Source organism: Streptomyces sp. NPDC037301 (genome assembly GCF_055602785.1).
On the sequence record NZ_JBVJWD010000032.1, the window covers coordinates 61,442 to 84,255 of the forward strand.

21 protein-coding genes and 2 pseudogenes are annotated in these 22,814 nt (G+C 68.8%); 10 read left to right on the plus strand and 13 right to left on the minus strand.

What is annotated here, in order from left to right:
* Nucleotides 1–336 precede the first annotated feature (336 nt).
* Nucleotides 337–582 (minus strand): annotated as a pseudogene (locus ACZ7IB_RS34875) (hypothetical protein); the annotation flags it as partial.
* Nucleotides 579–794: a hypothetical protein gene (locus tag ACZ7IB_RS34880; protein ID WP_470918129.1), complete on the minus strand. Its 216-nt coding sequence runs from the start codon at nt 792–794 to the stop codon at nt 579–581. The gene ACZ7IB_RS34880 and the pseudogene ACZ7IB_RS34875, both read right to left, overlap by 4 nt.
* A gap of 169 nt (nt 795–963) precedes the next feature.
* On the opposite strand from ACZ7IB_RS34880, the gene ACZ7IB_RS34885 reads away from it, so the two are divergent.
* Nucleotides 964–1,824, plus strand: coding sequence for a phosphatase PAP2 family protein (locus tag ACZ7IB_RS34885; protein ID WP_470918130.1), 861 nt, complete (start codon nt 964–966; stop codon nt 1,822–1,824).
* On the opposite strand, the pseudogene ACZ7IB_RS34890 reads toward ACZ7IB_RS34885, so the two are convergent.
* The 7 genes and pseudogenes from ACZ7IB_RS34890 to ACZ7IB_RS34920 all read right to left on the minus strand — a co-directional run bounded on the left by ACZ7IB_RS34890 (nt 1,751) and on the right by ACZ7IB_RS34920 (nt 9,533).
* A pseudogene (locus ACZ7IB_RS34890) lies at nt 1,751–2,211 on the minus strand (hypothetical protein). The gene ACZ7IB_RS34885 and the pseudogene ACZ7IB_RS34890 sit on opposite strands and share 74 nt — an antisense overlap.
* A gap of 147 nt (nt 2,212–2,358) precedes the next feature.
* Nucleotides 2,359–3,774 (minus strand): NAD(P)/FAD-dependent oxidoreductase, encoded by a 1,416-nt coding sequence (locus ACZ7IB_RS34895; RefSeq protein WP_470918132.1) that lies wholly within the window; start codon nt 3,772–3,774, stop codon nt 2,359–2,361.
* Nucleotides 3,775–3,798: 24 nt separating this feature from the next.
* The gene (locus tag ACZ7IB_RS34900) at nt 3,799–4,599 is read right to left on the minus strand and encodes an ABC transporter permease (RefSeq protein ID WP_470918134.1); all 801 of its coding nucleotides are present in this window, start codon (nt 4,597–4,599) and stop codon (nt 3,799–3,801) included.
* On the minus strand, nt 4,599–5,525 hold the full coding sequence (locus tag ACZ7IB_RS34905) for an ABC transporter permease (protein WP_470918136.1): 927 nt from the start codon (nt 5,523–5,525) through the stop codon (nt 4,599–4,601). Before ACZ7IB_RS34905 ends, ACZ7IB_RS34900 begins: the two co-directional genes overlap by 1 nt.
* Nucleotides 5,522–6,670: an ABC transporter ATP-binding protein gene (locus ACZ7IB_RS34910; protein WP_470918138.1), complete on the minus strand. Its 1,149-nt coding sequence runs from the start codon at nt 6,668–6,670 to the stop codon at nt 5,522–5,524. The genes ACZ7IB_RS34905 and ACZ7IB_RS34910 overlap by 4 nt, the downstream gene beginning before the upstream one ends.
* Nucleotides 6,671–6,725: 55 nt before the next feature.
* On the minus strand, nt 6,726–7,976 hold the full coding sequence (locus ACZ7IB_RS34915; RefSeq protein ID WP_470918139.1) for a polyamine ABC transporter substrate-binding protein: 1,251 nt from the start codon (nt 7,974–7,976) through the stop codon (nt 6,726–6,728).
* Nucleotides 7,977–8,018: 42 nt separating this feature from the next.
* On the minus strand, nt 8,019–9,533 hold the full coding sequence (locus ACZ7IB_RS34920; RefSeq protein ID WP_470918141.1) for a gamma-aminobutyraldehyde dehydrogenase: 1,515 nt from the start codon (nt 9,531–9,533) through the stop codon (nt 8,019–8,021).
* 215 nt (nt 9,534–9,748) lie between these two features.
* On the opposite strand from ACZ7IB_RS34920, the gene ACZ7IB_RS34925 reads away from it, so the two are divergent.
* Nucleotides 9,749–10,288, plus strand: coding sequence for an NADAR family protein (locus ACZ7IB_RS34925; protein ID WP_470918143.1), 540 nt, complete (start codon nt 9,749–9,751; stop codon nt 10,286–10,288).
* A gap of 110 nt (nt 10,289–10,398) precedes the next feature.
* Here ACZ7IB_RS34925 and ACZ7IB_RS34930 read toward each other — a convergent pair whose 3' ends face one another.
* Entirely contained in the window at nt 10,399–11,124 is a 726-nt protein-coding gene (locus ACZ7IB_RS34930) for a DUF4190 domain-containing protein (protein ID WP_470918145.1), read from the minus strand.
* 134 nt (nt 11,125–11,258) lie between these two features.
* On the opposite strand from ACZ7IB_RS34930, the gene ACZ7IB_RS34935 reads away from it, so the two are divergent.
* The 6 genes from ACZ7IB_RS34935 to ACZ7IB_RS34960 all read left to right on the plus strand — a co-directional run bounded on the left by ACZ7IB_RS34935 (nt 11,259) and on the right by ACZ7IB_RS34960 (nt 17,108).
* On the plus strand, nt 11,259–12,293 hold the full coding sequence (locus ACZ7IB_RS34935; protein ID WP_470918146.1) for an adenosine deaminase: 1,035 nt from the start codon (nt 11,259–11,261) through the stop codon (nt 12,291–12,293).
* Between the two features lie 22 nt (nt 12,294–12,315).
* Entirely contained in the window at nt 12,316–13,020 is a 705-nt protein-coding gene (locus ACZ7IB_RS34940) for a glycerophosphodiester phosphodiesterase (RefSeq protein ID WP_470918148.1), read from the plus strand.
* A 68-nt stretch (nt 13,021–13,088) separates the two neighbouring features.
* The gene (locus tag ACZ7IB_RS34945) at nt 13,089–13,889 is read left to right on the plus strand and encodes an SAM-dependent methyltransferase (RefSeq protein WP_470918150.1); all 801 of its coding nucleotides are present in this window, start codon (nt 13,089–13,091) and stop codon (nt 13,887–13,889) included.
* On the plus strand, nt 13,889–15,085 hold the full coding sequence (locus ACZ7IB_RS34950) for a sensor histidine kinase (RefSeq protein ID WP_470918152.1): 1,197 nt from the start codon (nt 13,889–13,891) through the stop codon (nt 15,083–15,085). The genes ACZ7IB_RS34945 and ACZ7IB_RS34950 overlap by 1 nt, the downstream gene beginning before the upstream one ends.
* A complete protein-coding gene (locus tag ACZ7IB_RS34955; RefSeq protein ID WP_470918154.1) occupies nt 15,082–15,789 on the plus strand; it encodes a response regulator transcription factor in 708 nt (235 codons plus the stop codon). The genes ACZ7IB_RS34950 and ACZ7IB_RS34955 overlap by 4 nt, the downstream gene beginning before the upstream one ends.
* 113 nt (nt 15,790–15,902) lie before the next feature.
* Entirely contained in the window at nt 15,903–17,108 is a 1,206-nt protein-coding gene (locus ACZ7IB_RS34960) for a serine hydrolase domain-containing protein (RefSeq protein ID WP_470918156.1), read from the plus strand.
* 1 nt (nt 17,109) lies between these two features.
* Here ACZ7IB_RS34960 and ACZ7IB_RS34965 read toward each other — a convergent pair whose 3' ends face one another.
* The 3 genes from ACZ7IB_RS34965 to ACZ7IB_RS34975 all read right to left on the minus strand — a co-directional run bounded on the left by ACZ7IB_RS34965 (nt 17,110) and on the right by ACZ7IB_RS34975 (nt 20,487).
* Entirely contained in the window at nt 17,110–17,652 is a 543-nt protein-coding gene (locus ACZ7IB_RS34965; protein WP_470918158.1) for a hypothetical protein, read from the minus strand.
* A gap of 52 nt (nt 17,653–17,704) precedes the next feature.
* Complete coding sequence (locus ACZ7IB_RS34970; protein ID WP_470918178.1) at nt 17,705–18,868, minus strand: ABC transporter substrate-binding protein; 1,164 nt, start codon at nt 18,866–18,868, stop codon at nt 17,705–17,707.
* 179 nt (nt 18,869–19,047) lie between these two features.
* On the minus strand, nt 19,048–20,487 hold the full coding sequence (locus ACZ7IB_RS34975; protein WP_383077318.1) for a gamma-aminobutyraldehyde dehydrogenase: 1,440 nt from the start codon (nt 20,485–20,487) through the stop codon (nt 19,048–19,050).
* Between the two features lie 178 nt (nt 20,488–20,665).
* On the opposite strand from ACZ7IB_RS34975, the gene ACZ7IB_RS34980 reads away from it, so the two are divergent.
* On the plus strand, nt 20,666–21,157 hold the full coding sequence (locus tag ACZ7IB_RS34980) for an Lrp/AsnC family transcriptional regulator (protein ID WP_383971956.1): 492 nt from the start codon (nt 20,666–20,668) through the stop codon (nt 21,155–21,157).
* The gene (locus tag ACZ7IB_RS34985) at nt 21,142–22,521 is read left to right on the plus strand and encodes an aspartate aminotransferase family protein (RefSeq protein WP_470918160.1); all 1,380 of its coding nucleotides are present in this window, start codon (nt 21,142–21,144) and stop codon (nt 22,519–22,521) included. The genes ACZ7IB_RS34980 and ACZ7IB_RS34985 overlap by 16 nt, the downstream gene beginning before the upstream one ends.
* The last annotated feature ends 293 nt before the right edge of the window (nt 22,522–22,814 follow it).

Genomic DNA, 22,814 nt, shown 5'->3' on the forward strand with positions numbered 1-22,814 from the left:
GTTTTCGCCGGGATGGGCCGCGTGAAGGCCTGTCACCTTCCCGGCCGTGAACGGCCGAGTGTGTATGTACTCGGTCGTCCACACCTTGCCGCGCTCCCGACTGCCCCCTATGACGGAACGGTCACGGGTCGCACCCGCACCCTCCCCCGGACGAAGGTCAGGGGGAGGGTGCGGGTGCGGTGACGAACACCCACGCCGAGCGTGCGCGATCACGCACATTGACCCCGGCGACGACATCGGCGAGCCCGCACCGACGACACTGAAAGTGTCCCGGTCGGGCCGGTTGGCCCGACCGGTGTGCCCGCAGCGCGGACAGCGTTGCGAGGTGTAGGCCGCATCCACGTCAAGGAATGGCACACCGGCTCGGCGGGCCTTGTACGCGAGGTGCCGGCCGAGCTGGTGGAAAGGCCAGGAGGAGAGCGTGCCCCTCCCCCAAGCTCTCGGCTTCACTCGAGCAGGGGGCACCCCCTCGTCGCGGCGTAGCCGTACCCGCTCGCGGATGCCGCCGAGGTCCTCGACGGCGATCCCGCGACCGGTGCGTTGCGCGACGGACACGGTCTCCTTGCCGATGGTGTGGTTCATCTGCGTGGCATGACGCTTCTCCTTCTGCGCGCGGTGGGCGAGGCGGCGGGTGGCGGAGCGGTGCTCCTGGCCTGGAGTTCGGCGCGTTTGCGGGCCTGCCATCGCCGGTAGCGCGACAGAGTCGCCTCGAGCGCCGACGCTTGCTCGGGCGTCGGCAGCAGCTTCACCTGAACCACCAGCTTCATGACACCGGACCGCAGTACGACCACCACCTACATGACCGCCGCTCCCTCGGCCCTCACCGGCTCCAGCGACAAATGGGAGACTTGTTCGAATCACCTGGCTTCGCCGGGGGCGGGAGGTGAAGAAGGTGTGCGGGGCCGATGGCGGGATCCGTTTCCATCTGTCGGTCCGCCATCGGCTGACGTACGGTTTCTGCAGATGAGAGAAACACCCCGCCCGCAGGGGACTGCCGGCGACGCCGGGCCGGAGCTTCCCCAGCACCGTCCTGGCTGTGCCTTCGCGCACACCACTGGAGCCTCTGGCTCCGGAACTCCTCACCGATCGGATGGCCGCTCGCCCCAAACCCCCCGGGGCGCGCGGCAAACCGATCCGACCGGCCGCCCCGGAACCACCCCCCCTGTTCCCGGGCGGCCGGCTCTTTTCATTTCTCTGGTGTCGTCCCTCCTGGCGCTGTTCGCGCTCACCACCTGGCAGGTCGCAGCCGACGGTCCATTGCGCTCGCTGGACGAGCGGACCGGCCGGGCCGTCGTGGGACACGGCCCCGCCCGGCTGACCGAATTCCTCGCCGATCTCGGCAATATGCAGCTCGCACTCCCGGTGCTGGGTTGCGCGATCGTCTGGGCTCTGGTGCGCGGCGCCCGCCGTGCCCCGTTGTACGCGGCGCTCACCATGGCAGCGGTGCCTCTGCTGGTCGTCCCGCTGAAGGAGTGGATCGCCCGCCCTGGACCGCTGACCGACGCCACCGGCTACTATCCGTCCGGCCATGCGGCGACGGCGATGGTGGCGTACGGCGCCGCGGCGCTGCTGACCGCGCGGTACACGAGGCGGGCATGGATGATGCCCGTCGCCGCTGCCCTGCTGACAGTGGCGGCGGGCATCGGTCTGGTGCTGCGCGGCTATCACTGGCCGCTGGATGTGCTGGGCAGCTGGTTCCTGTGCGGGCTGCTGCTCCTGCCGCTCGGCCTCAGCTGCCCGCCGCTCCCCGTCAGTCCCCGCCGCTCTCGGCCCTCCCCGCCGCCGCCTCATGTATCGCAAGCTCCAGAAGTGTCGCGTCGGTGAGCGTTCCCGAACCGTCCGGCGGGATCAGCCGGCGCGCCCCGCCCGCGGCCCCCGCCCCGGGTGCGGCACGACTGTCCAGGTCCCCCGCCCCACTCCCCGTACACCGGTGCCGACCCAGCGGGTGACGGTGCCCGGCCGCACGACGAAGCCCATGCGGGCATCGCCGAAATCGGAGAGAACCGGCCCGGGGCGGTCGATGAGACGGGTGAGCACATCAAGCGTGGGACAGCCCAGCTCCCCCGGAAGAATCAGTACGTCCCAGCGCCGGCCGGCGGGAAGGAGCGCACCCCCCTGGGGATTGCGCTCCCACTCCCACCGGCAGGCGTCCGGCTCCGGTGCCACCGATGCGAGCCACTCGACTGCTGCTCCGACCACCGTGCCGGCCATGACCGGCCTCCATTCCGTGTGCACCGGCCATGCGTTGCCGGTGCGTCCACACGGAAGAGAGGGGTGGCGCCGATCCGTTACGCGGGTTCGGGCTACCGGCTGGCAGTGAACTGGACCCCCGCCCCCGGGGGCGGGGGTCCGCCCTGCTCAGCTGTCGAAGCCGAGCCCCAGCCGGTCCATCGTCCGCAGCCACAGGTTGCGATGCCCGCCATTGCTGTCCGCCCTGGCCAGGGACCGCTTGGTGAGCTCGATCCCGGCCCAGGCGAAGGGCTCCGGCGGGAACGGCATCGGCTTGCTGCGGACCATTTCCAGAGCGGTCCGCTCATTCTGTTCGCCCGCCAGCAGATCGAGCATCACATCGGCCCCGAACCGGGTGGCTCCGACGCCGAGTCCGGTATATCCGGCGGCATAGGCGACACGGCCCTGATGGGCCGTACCGAAGAATGCGGAAAAGCGGGAACAGGTGTCGATCGCCCCGCCCCAGGCATGGCTGAAACGGACCCCGGCCAGCTGCGGGAAACAGTCGAAGAACTGGCCCGCGAGCTTGAGGAAGGTCTCCGGTCGCTGATCGAGATCGGCGCTCAGCCGGCCCCCGTACGGATAGATCGCGTCATAGCCGCCCCACAGAATCCGGTTGTCGGCCGACATCCGGAAGTAGTGGAACTGATTGGCGCTGTCGCCCAGTCCCTGCCGGTTCTTCCAGCCGATCGAGGCGAGCTGGTCGGCGGTGAGCGGCTCGGTCATCAGCGCGTAGTCGTAGACCGGCACGGTGTACGGCCGTACCCGCTTGACCAGCGAAGGGAAGATGTTCGTACCGAGGGCGACACGGCGTGCGAAGACCCTCCCGTACGGCGTGCGGACCGCCATTCCGGTGGTGGACCTGGCCAGTTCGAGGCCCCGGGTGTGCTCGTACATCCGCACCCCGAGGTCGAGACAGGCCCGCTTCAGGCCCCAGGCCAGCTTGGCGGGATGCAGCATGGCGACCCCGCGCCGGTCCCAGAGCCCGCCCAGGAACGTGGGCGAGTCGACCTCGGCGCGCAGCGCGTCCCGGTCCAGGAATTCCACCCCCGTGAAGCCGAGCTTCTCGGCCTCCTGGTGCCATTCCTGAAGTTCTGCGAGCTGGTGGGGTTCGGTGGCGACATCGATTTCGCCGGTGCGCTCGAATTCGCAGTCGATGGAGTAGCGGGCGACGGCGGCCTCGATGGCGTCGAGGTTCCGCTCGCCCAGTTCCTCCAGCTTCCTGATCTCGTCCGGCCAGCGCTCCAGGCCGTTGGGCAGGCCATGGGTGAGGGAGGCGGCGCAGAATCCGCCGTTGCGGCCCGAGGCGGCCCAGCCCACCTCGTGCCCCTCGATCAGTACGACGTCCCGCTCCGGGTCGCGTTCCTTGGCGATGAGCGCGGTCCACAGTCCGCTGTAGCCGCCGCCGATGACGAGGAGATCGCAGTGCTCGTCACCGGTGAGCGCGGGCAGTGCGTCGGGCCTGCCGGGGTCGTCCAGCCAGAACGAGACCGGCTTGGCGTCGGAGAGTGATTGTGCAGCAGTACGCATGGCAACCGGGGCCATGGTTTCCAACTCCTTCGTGGCTTTCTATCGTGCGTTGTTCTTCCGCCGGTTCGCGATCAGCTGGCCGGCGACAACCACCAGCACAGCAATGATGAACATCGCCGTACCGATGACGTTGATCTGCACGGGCGTGCCGCGCTGTGCCGATCCCCAGACGAACATGGGGAAGGTCACGGTGGAGCCCGCGTTGAAATTGGTGATGATGAAATCGTCGAAGGAGAGCGCGAAGGCGAGCAGCGCTCCCGCCGCGATTCCGGGGGCGGCGATCGGCAGCGTCACCCGCAGGAAGGTCTGCACAGGTCCCGCGTACAGATCGCGGGCCGCCTCCTCCAGCCGCGGGTCCATCGACATCACACGCGCCTTGACAGCCGTCACGACGAAGCTCAGGCAGAACATGATGTGCGCGATCAGGATCGTCCAGAAGCCCAGCTGTGCGCCCATGTTGAGGAAGAGCGTGAGCAGCGAGGCGGCCATGACGACCTCGGGCATCGCCATCGGCAGGAAGATCAGCGAGTTGATCGCGCCGCGCGCCCGGAAGCGGTAGCGGACCAGGGCGAAGGAGATCATCGTGCCCAGGACGGTCGCACCGATCGTCGCCCACGTGGCGATCTGGAGGGAGAGCGAGAGCGAGCCGCACATGTCGGCGACACCACAGGGGTCCTTCCAGGCGTCCAGCGAGAACCGCTGCCAGGCGTAGTTGAAGCGCCCGTTCGGTTTGTTGAACGAGAACACCATCACGACGACGTTCGGAAGGATCATGTAGGCGAGGGTCAGCAGACCCGCGATGACGATCAGGTTCCGGCGAATCCAGCGCAGTACGGGCATCAGACCAGGTCCTCCGTCCCGGAGCGGCGGATGTAGACGGTGACCATGATCAGGACGACCGCCATGAGGATGAAGGAGAGCGCGGCCGCCGTCGGATAGTCGAGGACGCGCAGGAACTGGGTCTGGATGACGCTGCCGACCATCTTGGTGTCGGTGGAGCCCAGCAGTTCCGCGTTGACGTAGTCACCGCTGGCCGGGATGAAGGTCAGCAGTGTTCCGGAGACGACACCCGGCATGGAGAGCGGGAAGGTCACCTTGCGGAAGGTGGTGGCGGGGGTGGCGTACAGATCGCCGGCCGCCTCGTGCAGCCTGCCGTCGATCCGCTCCAGCGAGGTGTAGAGCGGCAGGATCATGAACGGCAGGAAATTGTACGTGAGACCGCAGACCACCGCCATCGGCGTGGCCAGCACTCGGTTGGACTCGGTCCAGCCGAGCCAGCTGGTGACGTCCAGGATGTGCAGTGTGTTCAGTACGTCGACGACCGCGCCGCCGTCGGCGAGGATCGTCTTCCAGGCGAGCGTACGGATCAGGAAGCTGGTGAAGAACGGCGCGATCACCAGGACGAGGACGACATTGCGCCAGCGGCCGGCCTTGAACGCGATGAGATACGCGAGCGGGTAGCCGAGCAGCAGGCACAGGAGCGTGGCGGTGCCCGCGTACAGCAGGGACCGGATGAACTGCGGGTAGTAGTCCTTCAGCGCGTCCCAGTAGGTCTGAAAGTGCCAGGTGACCTCGAATCCCTTCTCCAGGGATCCCGTCTGTACGGAGGTCGATGCCTGGTAGACCAGCGGCAGCGCGAAGAAGACGACCAGCCAAAGGATGCCGGGGAGCAGCAGCCAGTAGGGGACGAGGCGCTTGCGCGTGGAGGCTTTGCGCACCTTCAGCTCCGTGATGGGCGCGGGTGGCGCCTCCTTGGTGACGGTCACGCCGCGTCCTCCACCGTCTCCACACCGGCGTCGATGTCCTGGGCAGCGTCCAAGCCGAAAGTGTGGGCCGGGTTCCAGTGCAGGACGACCTCGGCGCCGGGGGCGAGCCGGATGTCACGCTCGATATTCTGCTCGTACACCTGCAGCGCCTTGCCGGCCGGGCTCTCCACCACGTACTGCGTGGACACTCCGATGAAGCTGGAGTCGACGATCCGGCCGGTGACCCGGTTGCGGCCGTCGGCTATCGCGTCCGCGTCGTCGGCGTGCGCGAGCGAGATCTTCTCCGGGCGTACGCCGAGGAGCAGCTTGCCGCCGTTGGCGGTCGGGGCCGAACACCGCTCGGTGGGCAGCCGCAGCTTTCCGCCGCCGGCCGCCACGACGATGTCCGTGCCCGCGGAGACGATCTCGCCCTCGATGAGGTTGGACGTGCCGAGGAAGTTGGCGACGAAGGTCGTCTTCGGGTTCTCGTACAGATCGGCGGGGGCGCCGAGCTGCTCGACCCGGCCCCCGTTCATCACCGCGACGGTGTCGGCCATGGTCATGGCCTCTTCCTGGTCGTGGGTGACATGGATGAACGTGATGCCGACCTCGGTCTGGATGCGCTTGAGCTCCAGCTGCATCTGGCGGCGCAGCTTGAGGTCGAGGGCGCCGAGCGGCTCGTCGAGGAGGAGCACCTGCGGGTGGTTGATCAGGGCGCGGGCGACGGCGACGCGCTGTTGCTGGCCGCCGGAGAGCTGGTGCGGCTTGCGCTTGGCGAAGTCGCCGAGCTGGACGAGCTCCAGCATCTCGTCGACCTGCTTCTTCACCGACTTGATGCCGCGCCGGCGCAGACCGAAGGCGACGTTCTCGGTGATGTCGAGGTGCGGGAAGAGCGCATAGCTCTGGAAGACCGTGTTGACGGGCCGCTTGTACGGGGGCAGGTCGGTGATGTCCCGGCCGCCGAGCGACACGGTGCCGGTGGTCGCCTCCTCCAGGCCCGCGATCATCCGCAGGGTGGTGGTCTTGCCGCAGCCGGACGCGCCGAGCAGCGCGAAGAAGGAGCCCTGCGGGACGGTCAGATCGAGCGGCTTGACGGCGGCGAAGGAGCCGTACGTCTTGCTGATCCCGGTGAGGCGGACGTCGCCGCCTGTCTGCTGCTGTGTCATGGATCGCGGTCCCATTGGTGTCAGGGGAGATCGGGGAAAGGGAAATGCGCGGCGGTCAGGCACCGATGAGCTTGGCGAACTTCTCCTCGTACGCCGTCTCTTCCTCGGCCGTCAGGGAGCGGAAGGCGTGCGACTTGGCCGCCATCTCCTTGTCCGGAAGGATCAGGACGTTGTCGGCCATCGCCTTGTCGATCTTCGCCAGTTCGTCGCGGACTCCGTCGACCGGACAGACGAAGTTGATGTACGCGGCGAGCTGGGCGGCGACCGTCGGCTCGTAGTAGTAGTCGATGAGCTTCTCGGCGTTGGTCTTGTGTCTGGCCTTCACCGGGACGAGCAGGTTGTCGCTGGATATGACGTATCCGGCGGCCGGGACGGCGTACTTGATGTCCGGGTTTCCGGCTTGGAGCTGAATGATGTCACCGGCCCAGGCGACACAGGCGGCGATGTCACCCTTGTCGAGGTCGGCCGTGTAGTCGTTGCCGGTGAACCGCCGGATCTGGTTCTTGTCGACGCCCTTCTGGAGCCGGCCGATCGCGGCGTCGTAGTCGGCGTCGGTGAATGTGCCGAGGTCCTTGCCCATGTCGAGCAGGGTCAGACCGATGGAGTCGCGCATCTCCGAGAGGAAGCTGACCCGTCCCTTGAGCTTCGGGTCGTCGAGCAGCTGGCTGACGGAATCGACCTTGCGGCCCCCGGTCGCCTTGGAGTTGTAGGCGATGACGGCGGGGATGCCCGCCCACGGGTACGAGTAGGCGCGGCCGGGGTCCCAGTCCGGGGAGCGGAACTGCGCCGACAGGTTCGCGTAGGCGTGCGGCAGGTGCGAGGGGTCGAGCTTCTGCGCCCAGCCGAGTCGGACGATGCGGGCGGCGAGCCAGTCGGTGACACAGATGATGTCGCGGCCGGTGTCCTGGCCGGCCGCGAGCTGCGGCTTGATCTTGCCGAAGAACTCGACGTTGTCGTTGATGTCCTCGGTGTACTTGACCTTGATCCCGGTGCGCTCCGTGAACGCCTCCAGGGTGGGCCGGTGCTTGCCGTCGTCGGTGACGTCCATGTACTCGGTCCAGTTGGAGAAGTTGACCTGCTTCTCCTTCGCCGAGTGGTCGTCGGAAGCCGCCGCGGCGTCCCCCTCCCGCTTTGCCGGCGGGATGCCGCACGCGCTCAGCGTGCCGAGACCGCCGATCGCGAGCGCCCCCATGCCGGAGGCGCGCAGCAGCGATCGGCGGGTCAGGGCGCCCCGGCCGCCGGTCAGACTGCGTCGTATCGCGGCCAGTTGGGCCGCGGAGAGACGCTCGGGCTCGTACTGCTCCATGCGCGTTGCCCTTTCGGGTGTGTGTGGCCGGGGTCGGCCGGGCTATCGGTCTCCGAAGATCGTGCGGTGCCAGTCCTTCCGGGCGACCGCGGTGTTGTCGTACATGACGTGCTTGACCTGCGTGTACTCCTCGAAGGAGTACGCCGACATGTCCTTGCCGAAGCCGCTGGCCTTGTATCCGCCGTGCGGCATCTCGCTGATGATCGGAATGTGGTCGTTGATCCAGACGCAGCCCGCCTTGATCTCGCGGGTGGCGCGGTTCGCCCGGTACAGGTCGCGGCTCCAGGCGGAGGCGGCGAGTCCGTACGGGGTGTCGTTGGCGAGGCGGATGCCCTCGTCGTCGGTGTCGAAGGGCAGCACGACCAGGACCGGGCCGAAGATCTCCGACTGGACGATCTCGCTGTCCTGGGCGGCACCGGCGACCAGGGTCGGCCGGTAGTAGGCACCGGCCGCCAGTTCGCCGCCGGGGGCCTCGCCGCCGGTCACGACGGTGGCGTAGGCGCGGGCTCGCTCGACGAATCCGGCGACCCGGTCCCGCTGGGCGTGGCTGATCAGCGGGCCGAGGTCGGTCGACGGGTCGAAGGGGTCGCCGAGCCGGACGGTTTCCATCAGCTCGGCGACGCCCTGCACGAAGGCGTCGTAAAGCGGGCGCTGGACATAGGCGCGGGTGGCGGCGGTGCAGTCCTGGCCGGTGTTGATGAGCGCTCCGGCGACCGCGCCGTGGACCGCGGCTTCGAGGTCGGCGTCGTCGAAGACCACGAAGGGAGCCTTGCCGCCGAGTTCGAGGTGGAGGCGCTTGACGGTGGAGGTGGCGATCTCGGCGACCCGCTTGCCGACGGCGGTGGAGCCGGTGAATGAGGTCATGACGACGTCCGGGTGGCCGACGAGATGCTCGCCGGCCTCCTTGCCCGCCCCGGTGACGATGTTGATCACGCCGTCCGGGATGCCTGCCACGGTGGCCGCCTGGGCGAACATCAGCGAGGTGAGCGGAGTGATCTCTGCGGGCTTCAGCACGATCGTGTTTCCCGCGGCGATGGCCGGGAGGATCTTCCAGGCGGCCATCTGGAGCGGGTAGTTCCAGGGCGCGATGGAACCGACGACGCCGATCGCCTCACGGCGTACGTAGGAGGTGTGGTCGCCGTCGTACTCGGCGGCCGACTTGCCCTCCAGATGGCGGGCGGCACCCGCGAAGAAGAAGGTGTTGTCGACGGTGCCGGGCACATCGAACTCGGTGGAGAGCTTGATCGGCTTGCCGCACTGGAGGGACTCGACGTAGGCGAAGTCGTCGGCCTGCTCGGCGAGGACGGCGGCGAAGCGGTGCATCGCCTCGGACCGCTCCGCCGGAGTCGCACCCGACCAGCCGGGGAACGCCTCGCGTGCGGCGGCGACGGCCGCGTCGACATCGGCGGTGCCCGCCAGTTCGTAGGTGTAGACGGTCTCGCCCGTCGCCGGGTTCACCACCTCGTGATGACGTCCCGATGTACCGGACCGCAGCTTTCCGCCGATGAATTGTGCGCCGTCCGCGAAGCGGTCCCGCACCTGGATGCCGTTGCCCATGACGCTCTCCTCCGCCGCAGTCCCCGGAATGTGGGGCGGCGTAGCCTCTACTAGATTTGAGTGCCGATCCTGACAGAGCGGATCAACCCCAACAAGTGATTCCGTTGTTGCCTTTTGGTTACGCGACGAAATCTGTCGACCATGTGTCGCGTCGTTGCGGAATTCCCCGTACGGAGTGTCAGTGGCGGATGCCAGACTCGCGTGCCATGGAACACATGCACGATCTCCTGGCTCGGACCGGGCGCGGCGAGAAGGTGAAGTATCTGCACTTCTGGGGGCACCGCCCACGGCCCGACGGCAGCATCGGTGCGAGCTGTCTCAGTCAGTGGTGGCCGGCCCCCTTCACGGTCGACGGGGTGACGTATGCGTCGGCCGAGCACTGGATGATGGCCGCCAAGGCGCGGCTCTTCGGCGACGCGGAGTCGGAGGCCAAGGCGGTGTCGGCGAAGAGCCCGGCCCAGGCGAAGAAGGTGGGCCGGCTGGTCCGCGGTTTCGACGAGGCGGTGTGGGAGCGCGAGCGGTACGCACTGGTGGTGGCCGGCAGCGTCCACAAGTTCGCCCAGGCCCCGGAGCTGCGGGAGTACCTGCTGAACACCGGGGACCGGGTGCTGGTCGAGGCGAGCCCGATGGACCGGATCTGGGGCATCGGGCTGGCGGCGGACGACCCGCGTGCGGAGAATCCGGCGACCTGGCGGGGGCTGAATCTGCTGGGGTTCGCGCTGATGGACGCGCGGGCGGAACTGCGCGCTCCATGAGGCGGCCGGGATGACCGATGGCCGGGCGGGCCGGAGTCCGGCCCGCCCGGCCATCGGGTGGGATACGGCACCGGCACCGCAAGGGATCCGGCACCGGCGCTCGACGTCGGCTATCGAGCGATGTCGACGACCAGAGACGTGGAGTACGGGTCGTCGTTGTACGAGTTGTCGTCGAATTCATCGGCGTGGGTGACGAACAGCCAGATGAAGAAGCTGATGATCGCCACACCGATAACGATGCCGATGGACCCCATGATGATCCCGGCGAGCGCCTGACCGCTGTTGGTCGCCTCGCCGCGCTGCGCCCGCTTGCGTCCCAGGATGCCGAAGATCAGGGCGAGTGCGCCCAGGATCAGGCTGGGTATCCCGTAGATGCAGAACAGGCAGATGGCCAGGATGCCGAGCACCATGGCCGCCGTACCCATGCCGTTGGACGGCGTGGTTCCGCCCCAGGGTGCCTGGTTGTAGCCGGCGTACCCCGGGTAGCTGCCGTACTGCGGGGCCGGCGCGGCAGGGTAGCCGAACTGCCCCGCGGCCGGCGGGACCTGCTGACCCGGTCCGTTCGGTGCGATCGGCGGCGGCGGTACCTCCCCGGGGCCGAACCCGGCCCCGGAACCGGACACCGGCCCGGTCTGCCCTCCCGCGCCGAACCCCGGTCCCGTGGCCGGCGCGGGACCGTCCGCCACACCCGGCATCGAGGTCACCGTCGGCTGATTGTGCACAGCAGGCGGCCGGGGATCACCGGCCGGCTTCTCCAGCGGCACCCTGCTGTCCGGCGGAGCCCACGGATCGCGCGGCGCGGCCCCGCCCGCGGGCTGCTCTGTGTTGTCTGACATGGGCCTCCCCCATCGTGATCCCGTCATGCTACGGCCCACCACCGTCCGGCAGGACCCGGCCTACGATGATGCCCGTCCCCTGCCCGGCCGACCGCGCCCGGCACCCGAACCGTCCCACGCCCCCGGAGTATCCGATGACCGATCTGCACCCCTTCATCGCGGGGCTGCCCAAGGCGGAACTGCATGTCCACCATGTCGGGTCCGCCTCTCCCCGTATCGTCGCCGAGCTGGCCGCGCACCACCCCGACTCCAAGGTCCCCACCGACCCCGAGGCACTGGCCGACTACTTCACGTTCACGGACTTCAGCCACTTCATCGACGTGTATCTCTCCGTCGTGGACCTGATCCGCACCCCGGAGGACGTCCGGCTGCTGACCTTCGAGGTCGCCCGTGACATGGCCCGGCAGAACATCCGTTACGCGGAGCTGACCGTCACCCCGTTCAGCTCGACCCGGCGCGGCATCCCGGAGCAGGGGTTCATGGAGGCGATAGAGGACGCCCGCAAGGCCGCCGAGGCCGAGCTCGGGGTCGTTCTGCGCTGGTGCTTCGACATACCCGGCGAGGCCGGACTCGAAGCAGCCGAGGAGACCACCAGGCTCGCCGTGGACCTCCGTCCCGAGGGCCTCGTCTCGTTCGGGCTCGGCGGCCCGGAGGTCGGCGTGGAGCGCCCGCAGTTCAAGCCCTACTTCGACCGGGCGATCGCCGAGGGCCTGCACTCCGTGCCGCACGCCGGGGAGACCACCGGGCCGCAGACCGTCTGGGACGCGCTGACCCATCTGCGCGCCGAACGCATCGGTCACGGCACCAACTCCGTCCATGACCCGAAGCTGCTGGCCCACCTCGCCGAGCACCGCATCCCGCTGGAGGTCTGCCCGACCTCGAACATCGCGACCCGCGCGGTGGCCGACATCGAGCAGCACCCGGTCAGGGAGATGGTGCAGGCGGGCGTCCTGGTCACCATCAACAGCGACGACCCGCCGATGTTCGGCACGGACCTCAACAACGAGTACGGGGTGGCCGCCCGTCTCCTCGGTCTGGACGAGCGGGGTCTCGCGGCGCTGGCGAAGAACGCGGTCGAGGCGTCGTACCTCGACGCGGCCGGCAAGCGGACGCTGGCCGCCGAGATCGACACGTACACGACGAACTGGCTGGAGCGCACCGGCCGCTGACCCCGGTGGCCACAATGGCCCCATGGCCACCACTGTCACCGCCGTAGCCCATCGCGGCGATCCATACCGTGTCCGCGAGAACACGCTGCCCTCGATCCGCTCCGCCCTCGAACGGGGGGCGGACGCGGTCGAGGTCGATGCGCGAGTCACCCGCGACGGTGTACCGGTCCTGCTGCACGACTCCACGCTGGAGCGGCTGTGGGGCCATGACGTGCGTCTCGACCGACTGACCCACAAGGAGCTCACCGAGCTGACCGCGGGCGGTGTGCCCACATTGCGCGACGCGCTGCTCGCCGCCGGGACGCACCGCGTCATGGTCGATCTGCCCGGCTCCACCGATGATTCGGTACGCAGGATCGTCGGCGTGGTGCGCGAGTGCGGGGCCGGTGAGCGGGCGTACTACTGCGCGGGCCCGGATGCCATGCTGCGGGTGCGCGCCGCCGATCCGTCCGCGGAGATCGCCCTGACCTGGACGACACTCGCACCACCACGCGCCGCGCTGCTCGACGCGGTGAGGCCGAGGTGGCTGAACTACCGGTTCGGCCTGGTGGACAGGGAGCTGACGGACCGTCTCCACCGGGACGGACTGCTGGTCTCCGCCTGGACGGCCGACACCAAGCGCACCATGCGCCGCCTCGTCCGGCAGGGGGTTGACTCGATCACCACCAACCGGATCGACGCCCTGCAGAGAGTCCTCACCAACTCCACGGCCACCGGCTCCACTTGATCGGTCCAGCATTATGGAAAGCGCCGCATCCGCCGTGATGCCAGGCCCGGAGCCAGAGGAGCAAGGACGTGACCGAAGCCCGCACCACCCCTCTCGACGACCGCATCCGTTCGGACATCGCCCACAACGCGCGGGTCTGGAACTACTGGCTCGGCGGCAAGGACAACCACCCCGTGGATCGCGCCGTCGGCGACCAGGTCACCGGCATGTATCCGAGCATCGGCGAAGTGGCGCGCGCCGACCGGGCGTTCCTGGGACGGGCCGTCCGGTATCTCGCCGGTGAGGCGGGGATCGGCCAGTTCCTCGACATAGGCACCGGCCTGCCGACCGCCGACAACACGCACGAGGTCGCCCAGCACACCGCCCCCGCCTCCCGCATCGTGTACGTCGACAACGACCCGATCGTGCTGACGCACGCCCGCGCGCTGCTCGCCAGCTCACCAGAGGGCGCGACCGAGTACATCGACGCGGACGCCCACCACCCGGAGCGGATCCTGCGGGCCGTCGAACCGACGCTGGACCTGAAGAAGCCGGTCGCGGTCATGCTGCTCGGCATCCTCAACTTCGTCCTCGACACGGACGAGGCGCAGCGCATCGTCCGGACGCTGATGGACGCGATGCCGTCCGGCAGCCATCTGGTGCTCACCCACCCCACGCTGGAACTGGGCGGCGAGGGCAACGAGGCGGCGATGCGGTTCTGGAACGAGAACGCCACCCCGCCGATCACCGCGCGCAGCCGCGCCGAGTTCGCCGCGTTCCTGACAGGGCTCGAACTCGTGGAGCCGGGCATCGTGTCGTGCGCACGCTGGCGCGCCGAGCCCGGTGCGGTGAAGGTCGCCCAGTTCGGCGCGGTGGCGCGGAAGCCGTAATGGACATACGGGGGGTGTGGGCGCGCGCCCGGGAACTGTGGAGCACCGGCCCCTGGGCGACGGACATCGGGGTGGCACTGCTGGTGCAGGCCGCGGTGTCGATGCCGTGGGTCGTCCCCCGGGATCCCCGTCTGGAGCCGGCGACGGCGACGGCGTATCTGCTGACCACTCTCGCCGTGTTGCCGCTGGTGTGGCGGCGCCGGGCGCCGGTGCGCGTGCTCCTCGCCGTCTTCGCGGCCCAGGCGCTGTACGGGCTCGCCGTCGACGGCCCCGGACAGACCCTGCCGTACACGGGCCTGGTCGCCCTCTACACCGTGGCGGCGCTCTCGCCGTCGCCCAGGCGCCAGGTCCTCGGAGCCCTGACCCTCGCCGTGGTCTTCCCGTCGACCGCGTTCAACACGGGTGAGGCGCGTGAGCTGGTGTTCTCGCTCATCGTCTTCACCGCGGCGTACGCCTTCGGCCGGTTCACCCACACCCGGCAGGCGTACACCCGGGCCGTGGAGGACCGGGCCAGGCAGCTGGAGCTGACGCACCGGATAGAGGCGGAACAGGCCGCGGCCCGTGAACGGGCGCGGATCGCACGGGAGATGCACGACATACTGTCCCACGCGGTGAGCCTGATGATCGTGCAGGCGGAGGCAGGTCCGGTGGCGGTCCGTACGGCGCCGGAGCGCGCGGAGGCGGCGTTCGAGGCGATCTCGGAGACGGGCCGGGACGCGATGGTGCAGCTGCGCCGGATGCTCGGCGTGCTGCGCGAGAGGGAGGCGGACCCGGAGTCACCGCGCGCGCCCCAGCCCGCACTGGCCGCGCTGCCCGGCCTCGTCGAGCGGGTCCGCGGCAGTGGCCTGGAGGTCTCCTTCGAGGTCATGGGCCCGGCCCGGCCGTTGGCGCTGGACACCGAGGCCGCGGTCCACCGGATCGTGCAGGAGGCCCTGACGAACGTGGTCAGGCACGCCGCCGCCCGGACGGTGTCCGTGCGGCTGGTCTACGGCCCCGGCGAGCTGGTCGTCCGCATCGTCGACGACGGGCGCGGTCCCGGCACGGGGACCGGCGCCGGACTCGGCCTGGTGGGCATCGCCGAACGGGCGGCCGCCCACGGCGGAACGGCCCGCACCGGACCCGGCCCGGACGGCCGGGGGTTCCGGGTGGAGGTCACCCTGCCCGTAGTAACGTCACAGGCGGAGGTGGGCAGTTGACGATTCGCGTGATGGTGGCCGACGACCAGGAGCTGGTACGCAGCGGCTTCGCGATGATCCTGGACGCACAGCCGGACATCGAGGTCGTCGCGGAGGCCGGTGACGGTGCGCAGGCGGTCGAGGCGGTGCGCCGACTGAAGCCCAAAGTCGCCCTGCTGGACATCCGGATGCCGGTCATGGACGGGATCGAGGCCTGCCGCACCATCAGCGCGGAGACCGGCTGCCGGACGGTCATGCTCACCACGTTCGACTCCGACGAGTACGTCTACGAGGCTCTGCACGCCGGCGCGAGCGGCTTTCTGCTCAAGGATGTCCGCAGGGACGATCTGGTGCACGCGGTACGGGTGGTGGCGGCCGGTGACTCCCTCCTCGCCCCCTCGGTGGCCCGTCGGCTGATCGCCGACTACACCTCCCGCCCCGTCGGCGGCGCCGTCTCCTGCGAACGGCTCGATGTACTGACCGCCCGCGAGCGCGAGACGCTGCTGCATCTGGCCCGCGGTCTGTCGAACGCGGAGATCGCGGCGGCACTGGTCGTCAGCGAGCACACGGTGAAGACCCATGTGGGCAATGTGCTCGCCAAACTGGGGCTGCGCGACCGCATCCAGGCAGTCATCTGCGCGTACGAGACCGGTCTTGTCGCTCCCTCGCCGGAGGGAGCCGAAGCGCTCCTCTCCCCCGCGCAGGTGAGAAGAACTCCCTCCTGAGACCCCCCGCTCCGGGGATCCGCCGGGGCCCGGCGCTCACCAGGATGGAATCCGACAACAGCGACGGCTCAGCGACTGGGCCGTCATGGATTCCACGCCCCGGAGGCCCCACGATGAACGCCCGCACCCGCACCGTCCTCGCCGCCGCCCTGGTCCTCGGTATCGCGGCGGGCCCGGCCGCTCCGGCTCTGGCCGCAGGCGCCCCGAAGCCCGCCGCCACGGGCACCGTGGCAAACGCCCCGGCGTACGGCGCCCCGGACGCGAAGGCGCTGGCCGCCGCCATCGCCGGGCTGCCGGACGACAACGCGACGGCCGCGCTGGCACGGCTCTCGGGCACCTCCGGTGCCTGGCGCGGCAGCTCCGGCGTCCATGATCTGAGGTCCGGCAGCCCGGCCGACCCGGATGCCCGGTTCCGGGCGGGTTCGGTGACCAAGGTCTTCACGGCGGCCACGGTGCTCCAGCTCGCCACCGAGAAGAGGGTCGACCTTGACCGGCCGGTGCGAGCCTATCTTCCGGAGCTGATCCCGGTGGCGTACGAGCAGGTCACCGTGCGTCAGTTGCTGAACCACACCAGCGGTCTGCCCTCCGCCGACTTCCGCGGCACGACCGTGGAGGAGTGGTACGAGAACCGCTTCCTGATCCACACCCCGCGCGAGATGGTCGCATCGGCGACGGCGAAGCCGCCGGAGTTCCCGGCCGGGAAGCGCCAGCACTACCTGAACATCAACTACACCGTGGCCGGGCTGCTGATCGAGAGGGTCACCGGCCACACCTACGAGAGCGAGGTCACCCGCCGCATCATCGAGCCGCTCGGTCTGCACGGCACTTCGTACCCCGGCGCCGATCCCCGCATCCACGGTCCGCACAACCACGGCTACCAGACGATGAGGCTCGACGACGGAACGACCGGACTGCGCGATGTGAGCGTCTGGGGCGCGACCGACGGCTGGGCGGCGGGCGACATCATCTCCACCACCGCCGATCTGGAGCGGTTCACCGAGGCCCTGTTCCGCGGCCGGGTGGTGCGCGGGCCGTTGCTGGAGGAGATGTTCACTCTGCCCGGGCCCTCGGTCCGTGACTACGAGTCCGGCGCGCCCGCGGCGTACAGCGCGGGCCTGACCTCGTGGCAGCTCGGCGGCCACGAGGTCTGGGGCAAGACCGGTGGCCGCTGGGGTTACAACGCGGGAATAGGGGGCACCCGCGATCTCTCCCGCACCCTCGTCTACAGCGTGAACTCCACGGACGCGAAGGGGCAGGGCACCAACGACGTCGTGATGGGCCTGATCGTCAGCGCCTTCGGAGCCCCGGCGCGGGAGTGACTCAGGCGGCCGTCACGGCGGAGAGCGGTTCCGCTGACGGCGGCTGCGGCAGGGCCTCCAGCCGCTTGATCATGCGGCGTACGACGAGCAGCGGGATCACCCCGAAGACCCCGAACGACATGTCGATGACCGACCACCAGAAGGGGATGTCCCGGATCGGTCCGCAGATCAGGGCGAGCGGGATGATCCCCGCGCAGGCGATCATGCCGAACTCGACGACCCAGACGTTGCGGACCGGGTCTCGGTAGGGGCCGTAGAAGGCGACCGCGATGACGAGGTGCGCGAAGGCCAGCCAGTCGGTGCCGTACAGCACGAAGGGGTACTTCGCGTCTGCCTCGTCGAGACCGGTGCGGACCCGGGTGATCCACTCCATCAGGGCCGGGAAGTGCTCGGGTACCGGAGAGGCCGAGGACTTCAACAGGTCCTCGGCCCAGTGGAGTTCATGGACGAGCGGGAAGGCGGTCAGCCCGCTCAGCGCCAGACAGACGATAAAGACGACCAACCACACGCGTATGCGCCTCAGCAGGGCTCTTCGCTCGCTCATGTCCGCAGCGTACGCCCGTATTTACCGGCTCTTTACGCCACCCCCGGTACGGCTACAGGCCGACGATGGAGTTCCACTTCTTTGCGAACTCGGGCCGCTCCTCGGACGTGATGTCCCGGGCGATCGCCAGCCGCTTGCGCATCGCGTCGTCGGGGAAGATCAGCGAATCCTCGGCGAGCGCGGCGGTCTCCTCGTCCTTGGAGGAGGCCAGCACCTCCCGGGCGGCCGGGACGGGGCAGACGTAGTTGACCCAGGTCGCGAGTTCGGCGGCGACCTCCGGCTCGTAGTAGTAGTCGATCAGCTTCTCGGCGTTGCGCTTGTGCCGGGCAAGGTTGGGGATCATCAGTGATTCCGCCCAGAGTTCGGCGCCCTCCTCGGGCACCACGAACTCGATCTCGGGGTTGTCCGCCTGGAGCTGGATGACATCGCCGGAGTACGCCTGACAGGCGAGTACGTCGCCGGTCGACAGGTCCTTGATGTAGTCGTTGCCGGTGAAGCGGCGGATGTGCTTGCTCTTGACGAGCTTCTCGACCTGGTCGCAGACCTCGTAGAAGTCGTCCTGCTTCCAGCGGGTGATGTCGACGCCATTGCCCTGCATCAGCAGCGCCATGGACTCGTCGAGCCCGGACAGCAGCGTCACCTTGCCGCGCAATTCGTCCGCCCACAGATCGCTCAGGTGTTTGATCTCGCGGCCGAGCCTCTTGCGGTTGTACGCGATGCCGGTGATCCCGGACTGCCAGGGGACGCTGTGCATCCGGTCCTTGTCGAAGGCCGGTGAACGCAGCTGCGGATCAAGATACTTGGCGACATTGGGCTGCTTGGCCCGGTCCATCTCCTGCACCCAGCCCAGCCGTACGAACCGTGCGGCCATCCAGTCGCTGATGACGATCAGGTCCCGGCCGGTCTGCTGGTGGTTCATCAGCGCGGGGCTGATCTTCCCGAAGAACTCGTCGTTGTCGTTGATCTCCTCGGTGTACGTGACGGAGATCCGGGTCCGCTCGGAGAACCCGTCGAGGGTGGGGCGCTTCGACGCGTTCTTGTCGTCGGTGTCGATGTAGAGCGGCCAGTTCGCGAAGTGCAGGGAGTGGTCGCTCGCGGAGGAGTCGCGTCCGGCCCGGTCACCGGGCTGCACATAGGCGGCGGGCACTCCGCAGCCGGCCAGCGTGACTCCGGCGGCTGTGGCCCCGAAGGCGCGCAGCAGGGACCGGCGGGACATGGGGTTCTTCGGGATTGCTCGCACCTGCGCAGGATGCCGGTCGGGCGGCGTGCGGGCAATGGACCAACCGTCCAGCGGCGCACCCTCCGTCCGCACACCCTGTCGATGCCCCGAGGGATGCGGGAGTACGGAAACGGCCCCGGGCCGGAGCCCGGGGCCGTACCGACAGCGGACGAAGGTCAGCCGTCGAGCGAGGTCATGACGTGCTTGATGCGGGTGTAGTCCTCGAAGCCGTACGCGGAGAGGTCCTTGCCGTAGCCGGACTTCTTGAACCCGCCGTGCGGCATCTCGGCGACGAGCGGAATGTGGGTGTTGATCCACACGCAGCCGAAGTCGAGGTTCTTGGACATCCGCATGGCGCGGGAGTGGTCCTTGGTCCACACCGAGGAGGCCAGGGCGTACTCGACACCGTTGGCGTACTCGACGGCCTGGGTCTCGTCCGTGAACTTCTGGACGGTGATGACCGGGCCGAAGACCTCGTTCTGGATGATCTCGTCGTCCTGCTGGAGGCCGGAGACGACGGTCGGGGCGTAGAAGTAGCCCTTCTCGCCGACCCGGTGGCCGCCCGCCTCGACCTTGGCGTGGGCAGGGAGCCGCTCGATGAAACCGCTGACCTGCTTCAGCTGGTTGGCGTTGTTGAGCGGGCCGTACAGCACGTCCTCGTCGTCCGGCTGCCCCGTCTTGGTGTCGGCGGCGGCCTTGGCGAGGGCGGTGACGAACTCGTCGTGGATGGACTCGTGGACCAGAACGCGGGTCGCGGCCGTACAGTCCTGGCCCGCGTTGAAGAAGCCCGCGACGGAGATGCCCTCGACGGCCTTGGCGATGTCGGTGTCCTCGAACACGACGACCGGGGCCTTGCCGCCGAGCTCCAGGTGCACCCGCTTGACGTCCTTGGCGGCGGACTCGGCGACCTGCATGCCGGCCCGGACCGAACCGGTGATGGAGGCCATCGCCGGGGTCGGGTGCTCGACCATCGCGCGGCCGGTGTCGCGGTCGCCGCAGATGACGTTGAAGACGCCCTTGGGAAGGATCTGGCCGATGATCTCGGCGATCAGCACGGTCGACGCCGGGGTGGTGTCGGACGGCTTGATGACGACGGTGTTGCCTGCGGCGAGCGCCGGGGCGAACTTCCAGACAGCCATCATCATCGGGTAGTTCCACGGCGCGACCTGTGCGCAGACGCCGACCGGTTCGCGGCGGATGATGGAGGTGAGGCCCTCCATGTACTCGCCGGCCGAGCGGCCCTCGAGCATCCGCGCGGCACCCGCGAAGAAGCGGATCTGGTCCACCATCGGCGGGATCTCTTCGGTGCGGGTGAGCTCGATCGGCTTGCCCGTGTTCTCCGACTCGGCGGCGATGAGGTCCTCGGCGCGCTCCTCGAAGGCGTCCGCGATCTTCAGCAGGGCCTTCTGGCGCTCGGCGGGCGTGGCGTCGCGCCAGGCGGGGAAAGCGGCCGCGGCGGCGTCCATCGCGGCATCGACATCGGCCTGGCCGGAGAGCGGCGAGGTCGCGTAGACCTCTTCCGTCGCCGGATTGACCACGTCGATGGTCCGCCCGTCAGCGGCGTCCCGGAACTCTCCGTTGATGTAGTTGCGCAGACGGCGCACCTCGGTGGTCACAACCACCCCTCCTGTCGACACGTCCAATGTGTGAGATGACCAGCCTAGTCGCTCAGGTATCGCTTTCGACATGCCCAACCGCCGTGAACTTCGGATTCAGTGAGATCGAGACCCTCAGACAACGAATTTCATCGATCTGGGGTTGCCAGACCGACGAGTCCCGGTGCACAGTGGATGCGTGGCCAGTCGCAGCGCAGACTCCAGGACCGGGAACGGATCGTCCCCAACGGTCGATGCCGTGTCCCTCGCAATCATCGAGCAGCTCCAGGAGGACGGGCGTCGTCCGTACGCCGCGATCGGCAAGGCCGTCGGCCTCTCCGAGGCGGCCGTGCGGCAGCGCGTCCAGAAGCTGCTCGACCAGGGCGTGATGCAGATCGTCGCCGTCACGGACCCGCTCACCGTGGGATTCCGACGGCAGGCGATGGTCGGCATCAATGTCGACGGCGACCTCGATCCCGTCGCCGAGGCGCTGTCGGCCATGGCCGAGTGCGAGTACGTGGTGATGACCGCGGGCTCCTTCGACCTGATGGTGGAGATCGTCTGCGAGGACGACGACCACCTGCTGGAAACGATCAACAAACGCATCCGGGCCATCCCCGGTGTGCGCTCCACCGAGAGCTTTGTGTACCTGAAGCTCAAGAAGCAGACCTATATGTGGGGAACCCGATAGCCGTGAGCAAGGACCTCAGCCGAACCGCGTACGACCACCTGTGGATGCATTTCACCCGCATGTCGGACTACGAGAACGCGCCCGTTCCCACCATCGTGCGTGGCGAGGGCACCTACATCTACGACGACCAGGGCAAGCGCTACCTCGACGGCCTGTCCGGCCTGTTCGTGGTCAACGCCGGTCACGGCCGTCACGAGCTCGCCGAGGCGGCGTACAAGCAGGGCCAGGAGCTGGCCTTCTTCCCGGTGTGGTCCTACGCCCACCCGAAGGCCGTCGAGCTGGCCGAGCGCCTCGCCGACTACGCGCCGGGCGACCTCAACAAGGTCTTCTTCACCACCGGTGGCGGCGAGGCCGTGGAGACCGCCTGGAAGCTTGCCAAGCAGTACTTCAAGCTCCAGGGCAAGCCGACCAAGTACAAGGTCATCTCGCGCGCGGTCGCCTACCACGGCACCCCGCAGGGCGCCCTGTCGATCACCGGCCTGCCGGCCCTGAAGGCCCCCTTCGAGCCGCTGGTCCCCGGCGCGCACAAGGTGCCGAACACGAACATCTACCGCGCCCCGATCCACGGCGACGACCCGGAGGCCTTCGGCCGCTGGGCCGCCGACCAGATCGAGCAGGAGATCCTCTTCGAGGGCCCGGACACCGTCGCCGCGGTCTTCCTGGAGCCGGTGCAGAACGCAGGCGGCTGCTTCCCGCCGCCGCCCGGATACTTCCAGCGCGTGCGCGAGATCTGCGACAAGTACGACGTGCTGCTCGTCTCCGACGAGGTCATCTGCGCCTTCGGCCGTCTCGGCACGATGTTCGCCTGCGACAAGTTCGGCTACGTGCCGGACATGATCACCTGCGCCAAGGGCATGACCTCGGGCTACTCCCCGATCGGTGCCTGCATCGTCTCGGACCGCATCGCCGCGCCGTTCTACGAGGGTGACAACACCTTCCTGCACGGCTACACCTTCGGTGGCCACCCGGTCTCCGCGGCGGTCGGCCTCGCCAACCTCGACATCTTCGAGCGCGAGGGCCTCAACCAGCACGTCCTGGACAACGAGAACGCCTTCTACACGACGCTGCAGAAGCTGCTCGACCTGCCGATCGTCGGCGACGTCCGCGGCAACGGCTTCTTCTACGGCATCGAGCTGGTGAAGGACAAGGCCACCAAGGAGACCTTCACCGACGAGGAGACCGAGCGCGTCCTGTACGGCTTCCTCTCCAAGGCGCTGTACGACAACGGCCTGTACTGCCGGGCCGACGACCGCGGCGACCCGGTCGTCCAGCTCGCGCCGCCGCTGGTCTCCGACCAGTCGACGTTCGACGAGATCGAGGGCATTCTGCGGACCGTCCTCACCGAGGCGTGGACCAAGCTCTGACCGGCGGTTCGATCGGCTGACCGGCCACGGACCGGGCAGCCGATCGCCCCTGTCCGCCCGTCCGCCCGACGGGCAAGGATCTGTCCGGCCGCGATCGGCCGGACGGCCCTGCGGCTTGACCACCGGCTGACCACCGCTTGACCGGCTTCCAGCGGTCATTTCATACGGTCCACACGGCCCGGATGCGACCATTCGAGTGGGATGGAGCGCACCCGGGCCGTGTGCTGTGCCCACACCGCGGTTCGAATCCTTACGGTGCCGAGTGACCGATCGGCCCCCTCTTCGTTCCCCCG

Bases quoted from the DNA above. Each gene is read 5' to 3' on its own strand.
- ACZ7IB_RS34885 (WP_470918130.1), top strand. From the start codon at position 964: ATGAGAGAAACACCCCGCCCGCAGGGGACTGCCGGCGACGCCGGGCCG.
- ACZ7IB_RS34895 (WP_470918132.1), bottom strand. From the start codon at position 3,774: ATGGCCCCGGTTGCCATGCGTACTGCTGCACAATCACTCTCCGACGCC.
- ACZ7IB_RS34900 (WP_470918134.1), bottom strand. From the start codon at position 4,599: ATGCCCGTACTGCGCTGGATTCGCCGGAACCTGATCGTCATCGCGGGT.
- ACZ7IB_RS34910 (WP_470918138.1), bottom strand. From the start codon at position 6,670: ATGACACAGCAGCAGACAGGCGGCGACGTCCGCCTCACCGGGATCAGC.
- ACZ7IB_RS34915 (WP_470918139.1), bottom strand. From the start codon at position 7,976: ATGGAGCAGTACGAGCCCGAGCGTCTCTCCGCGGCCCAACTGGCCGCG.
- ACZ7IB_RS34920 (WP_470918141.1), bottom strand. From the start codon at position 9,533: ATGGGCAACGGCATCCAGGTGCGGGACCGCTTCGCGGACGGCGCACAA.
- ACZ7IB_RS34925 (WP_470918143.1), top strand. From the start codon at position 9,749: ATGCACGATCTCCTGGCTCGGACCGGGCGCGGCGAGAAGGTGAAGTAT.
- ACZ7IB_RS34930 (WP_470918145.1), bottom strand. From the start codon at position 11,124: ATGTCAGACAACACAGAGCAGCCCGCGGGCGGGGCCGCGCCGCGCGAT.
- ACZ7IB_RS34935 (WP_470918146.1), top strand. From the start codon at position 11,259: ATGACCGATCTGCACCCCTTCATCGCGGGGCTGCCCAAGGCGGAACTG.
- ACZ7IB_RS34940 (WP_470918148.1), top strand. From the start codon at position 12,316: ATGGCCACCACTGTCACCGCCGTAGCCCATCGCGGCGATCCATACCGT.
- ACZ7IB_RS34950 (WP_470918152.1), top strand. From the start codon at position 13,889: ATGGACATACGGGGGGTGTGGGCGCGCGCCCGGGAACTGTGGAGCACC.
- ACZ7IB_RS34960 (WP_470918156.1), top strand. From the start codon at position 15,903: ATGAACGCCCGCACCCGCACCGTCCTCGCCGCCGCCCTGGTCCTCGGT.
- ACZ7IB_RS34965 (WP_470918158.1), bottom strand. From the start codon at position 17,652: ATGAGCGAGCGAAGAGCCCTGCTGAGGCGCATACGCGTGTGGTTGGTC.
- ACZ7IB_RS34970 (WP_470918178.1), bottom strand. From the start codon at position 18,868: ATGTCCCGCCGGTCCCTGCTGCGCGCCTTCGGGGCCACAGCCGCCGGA.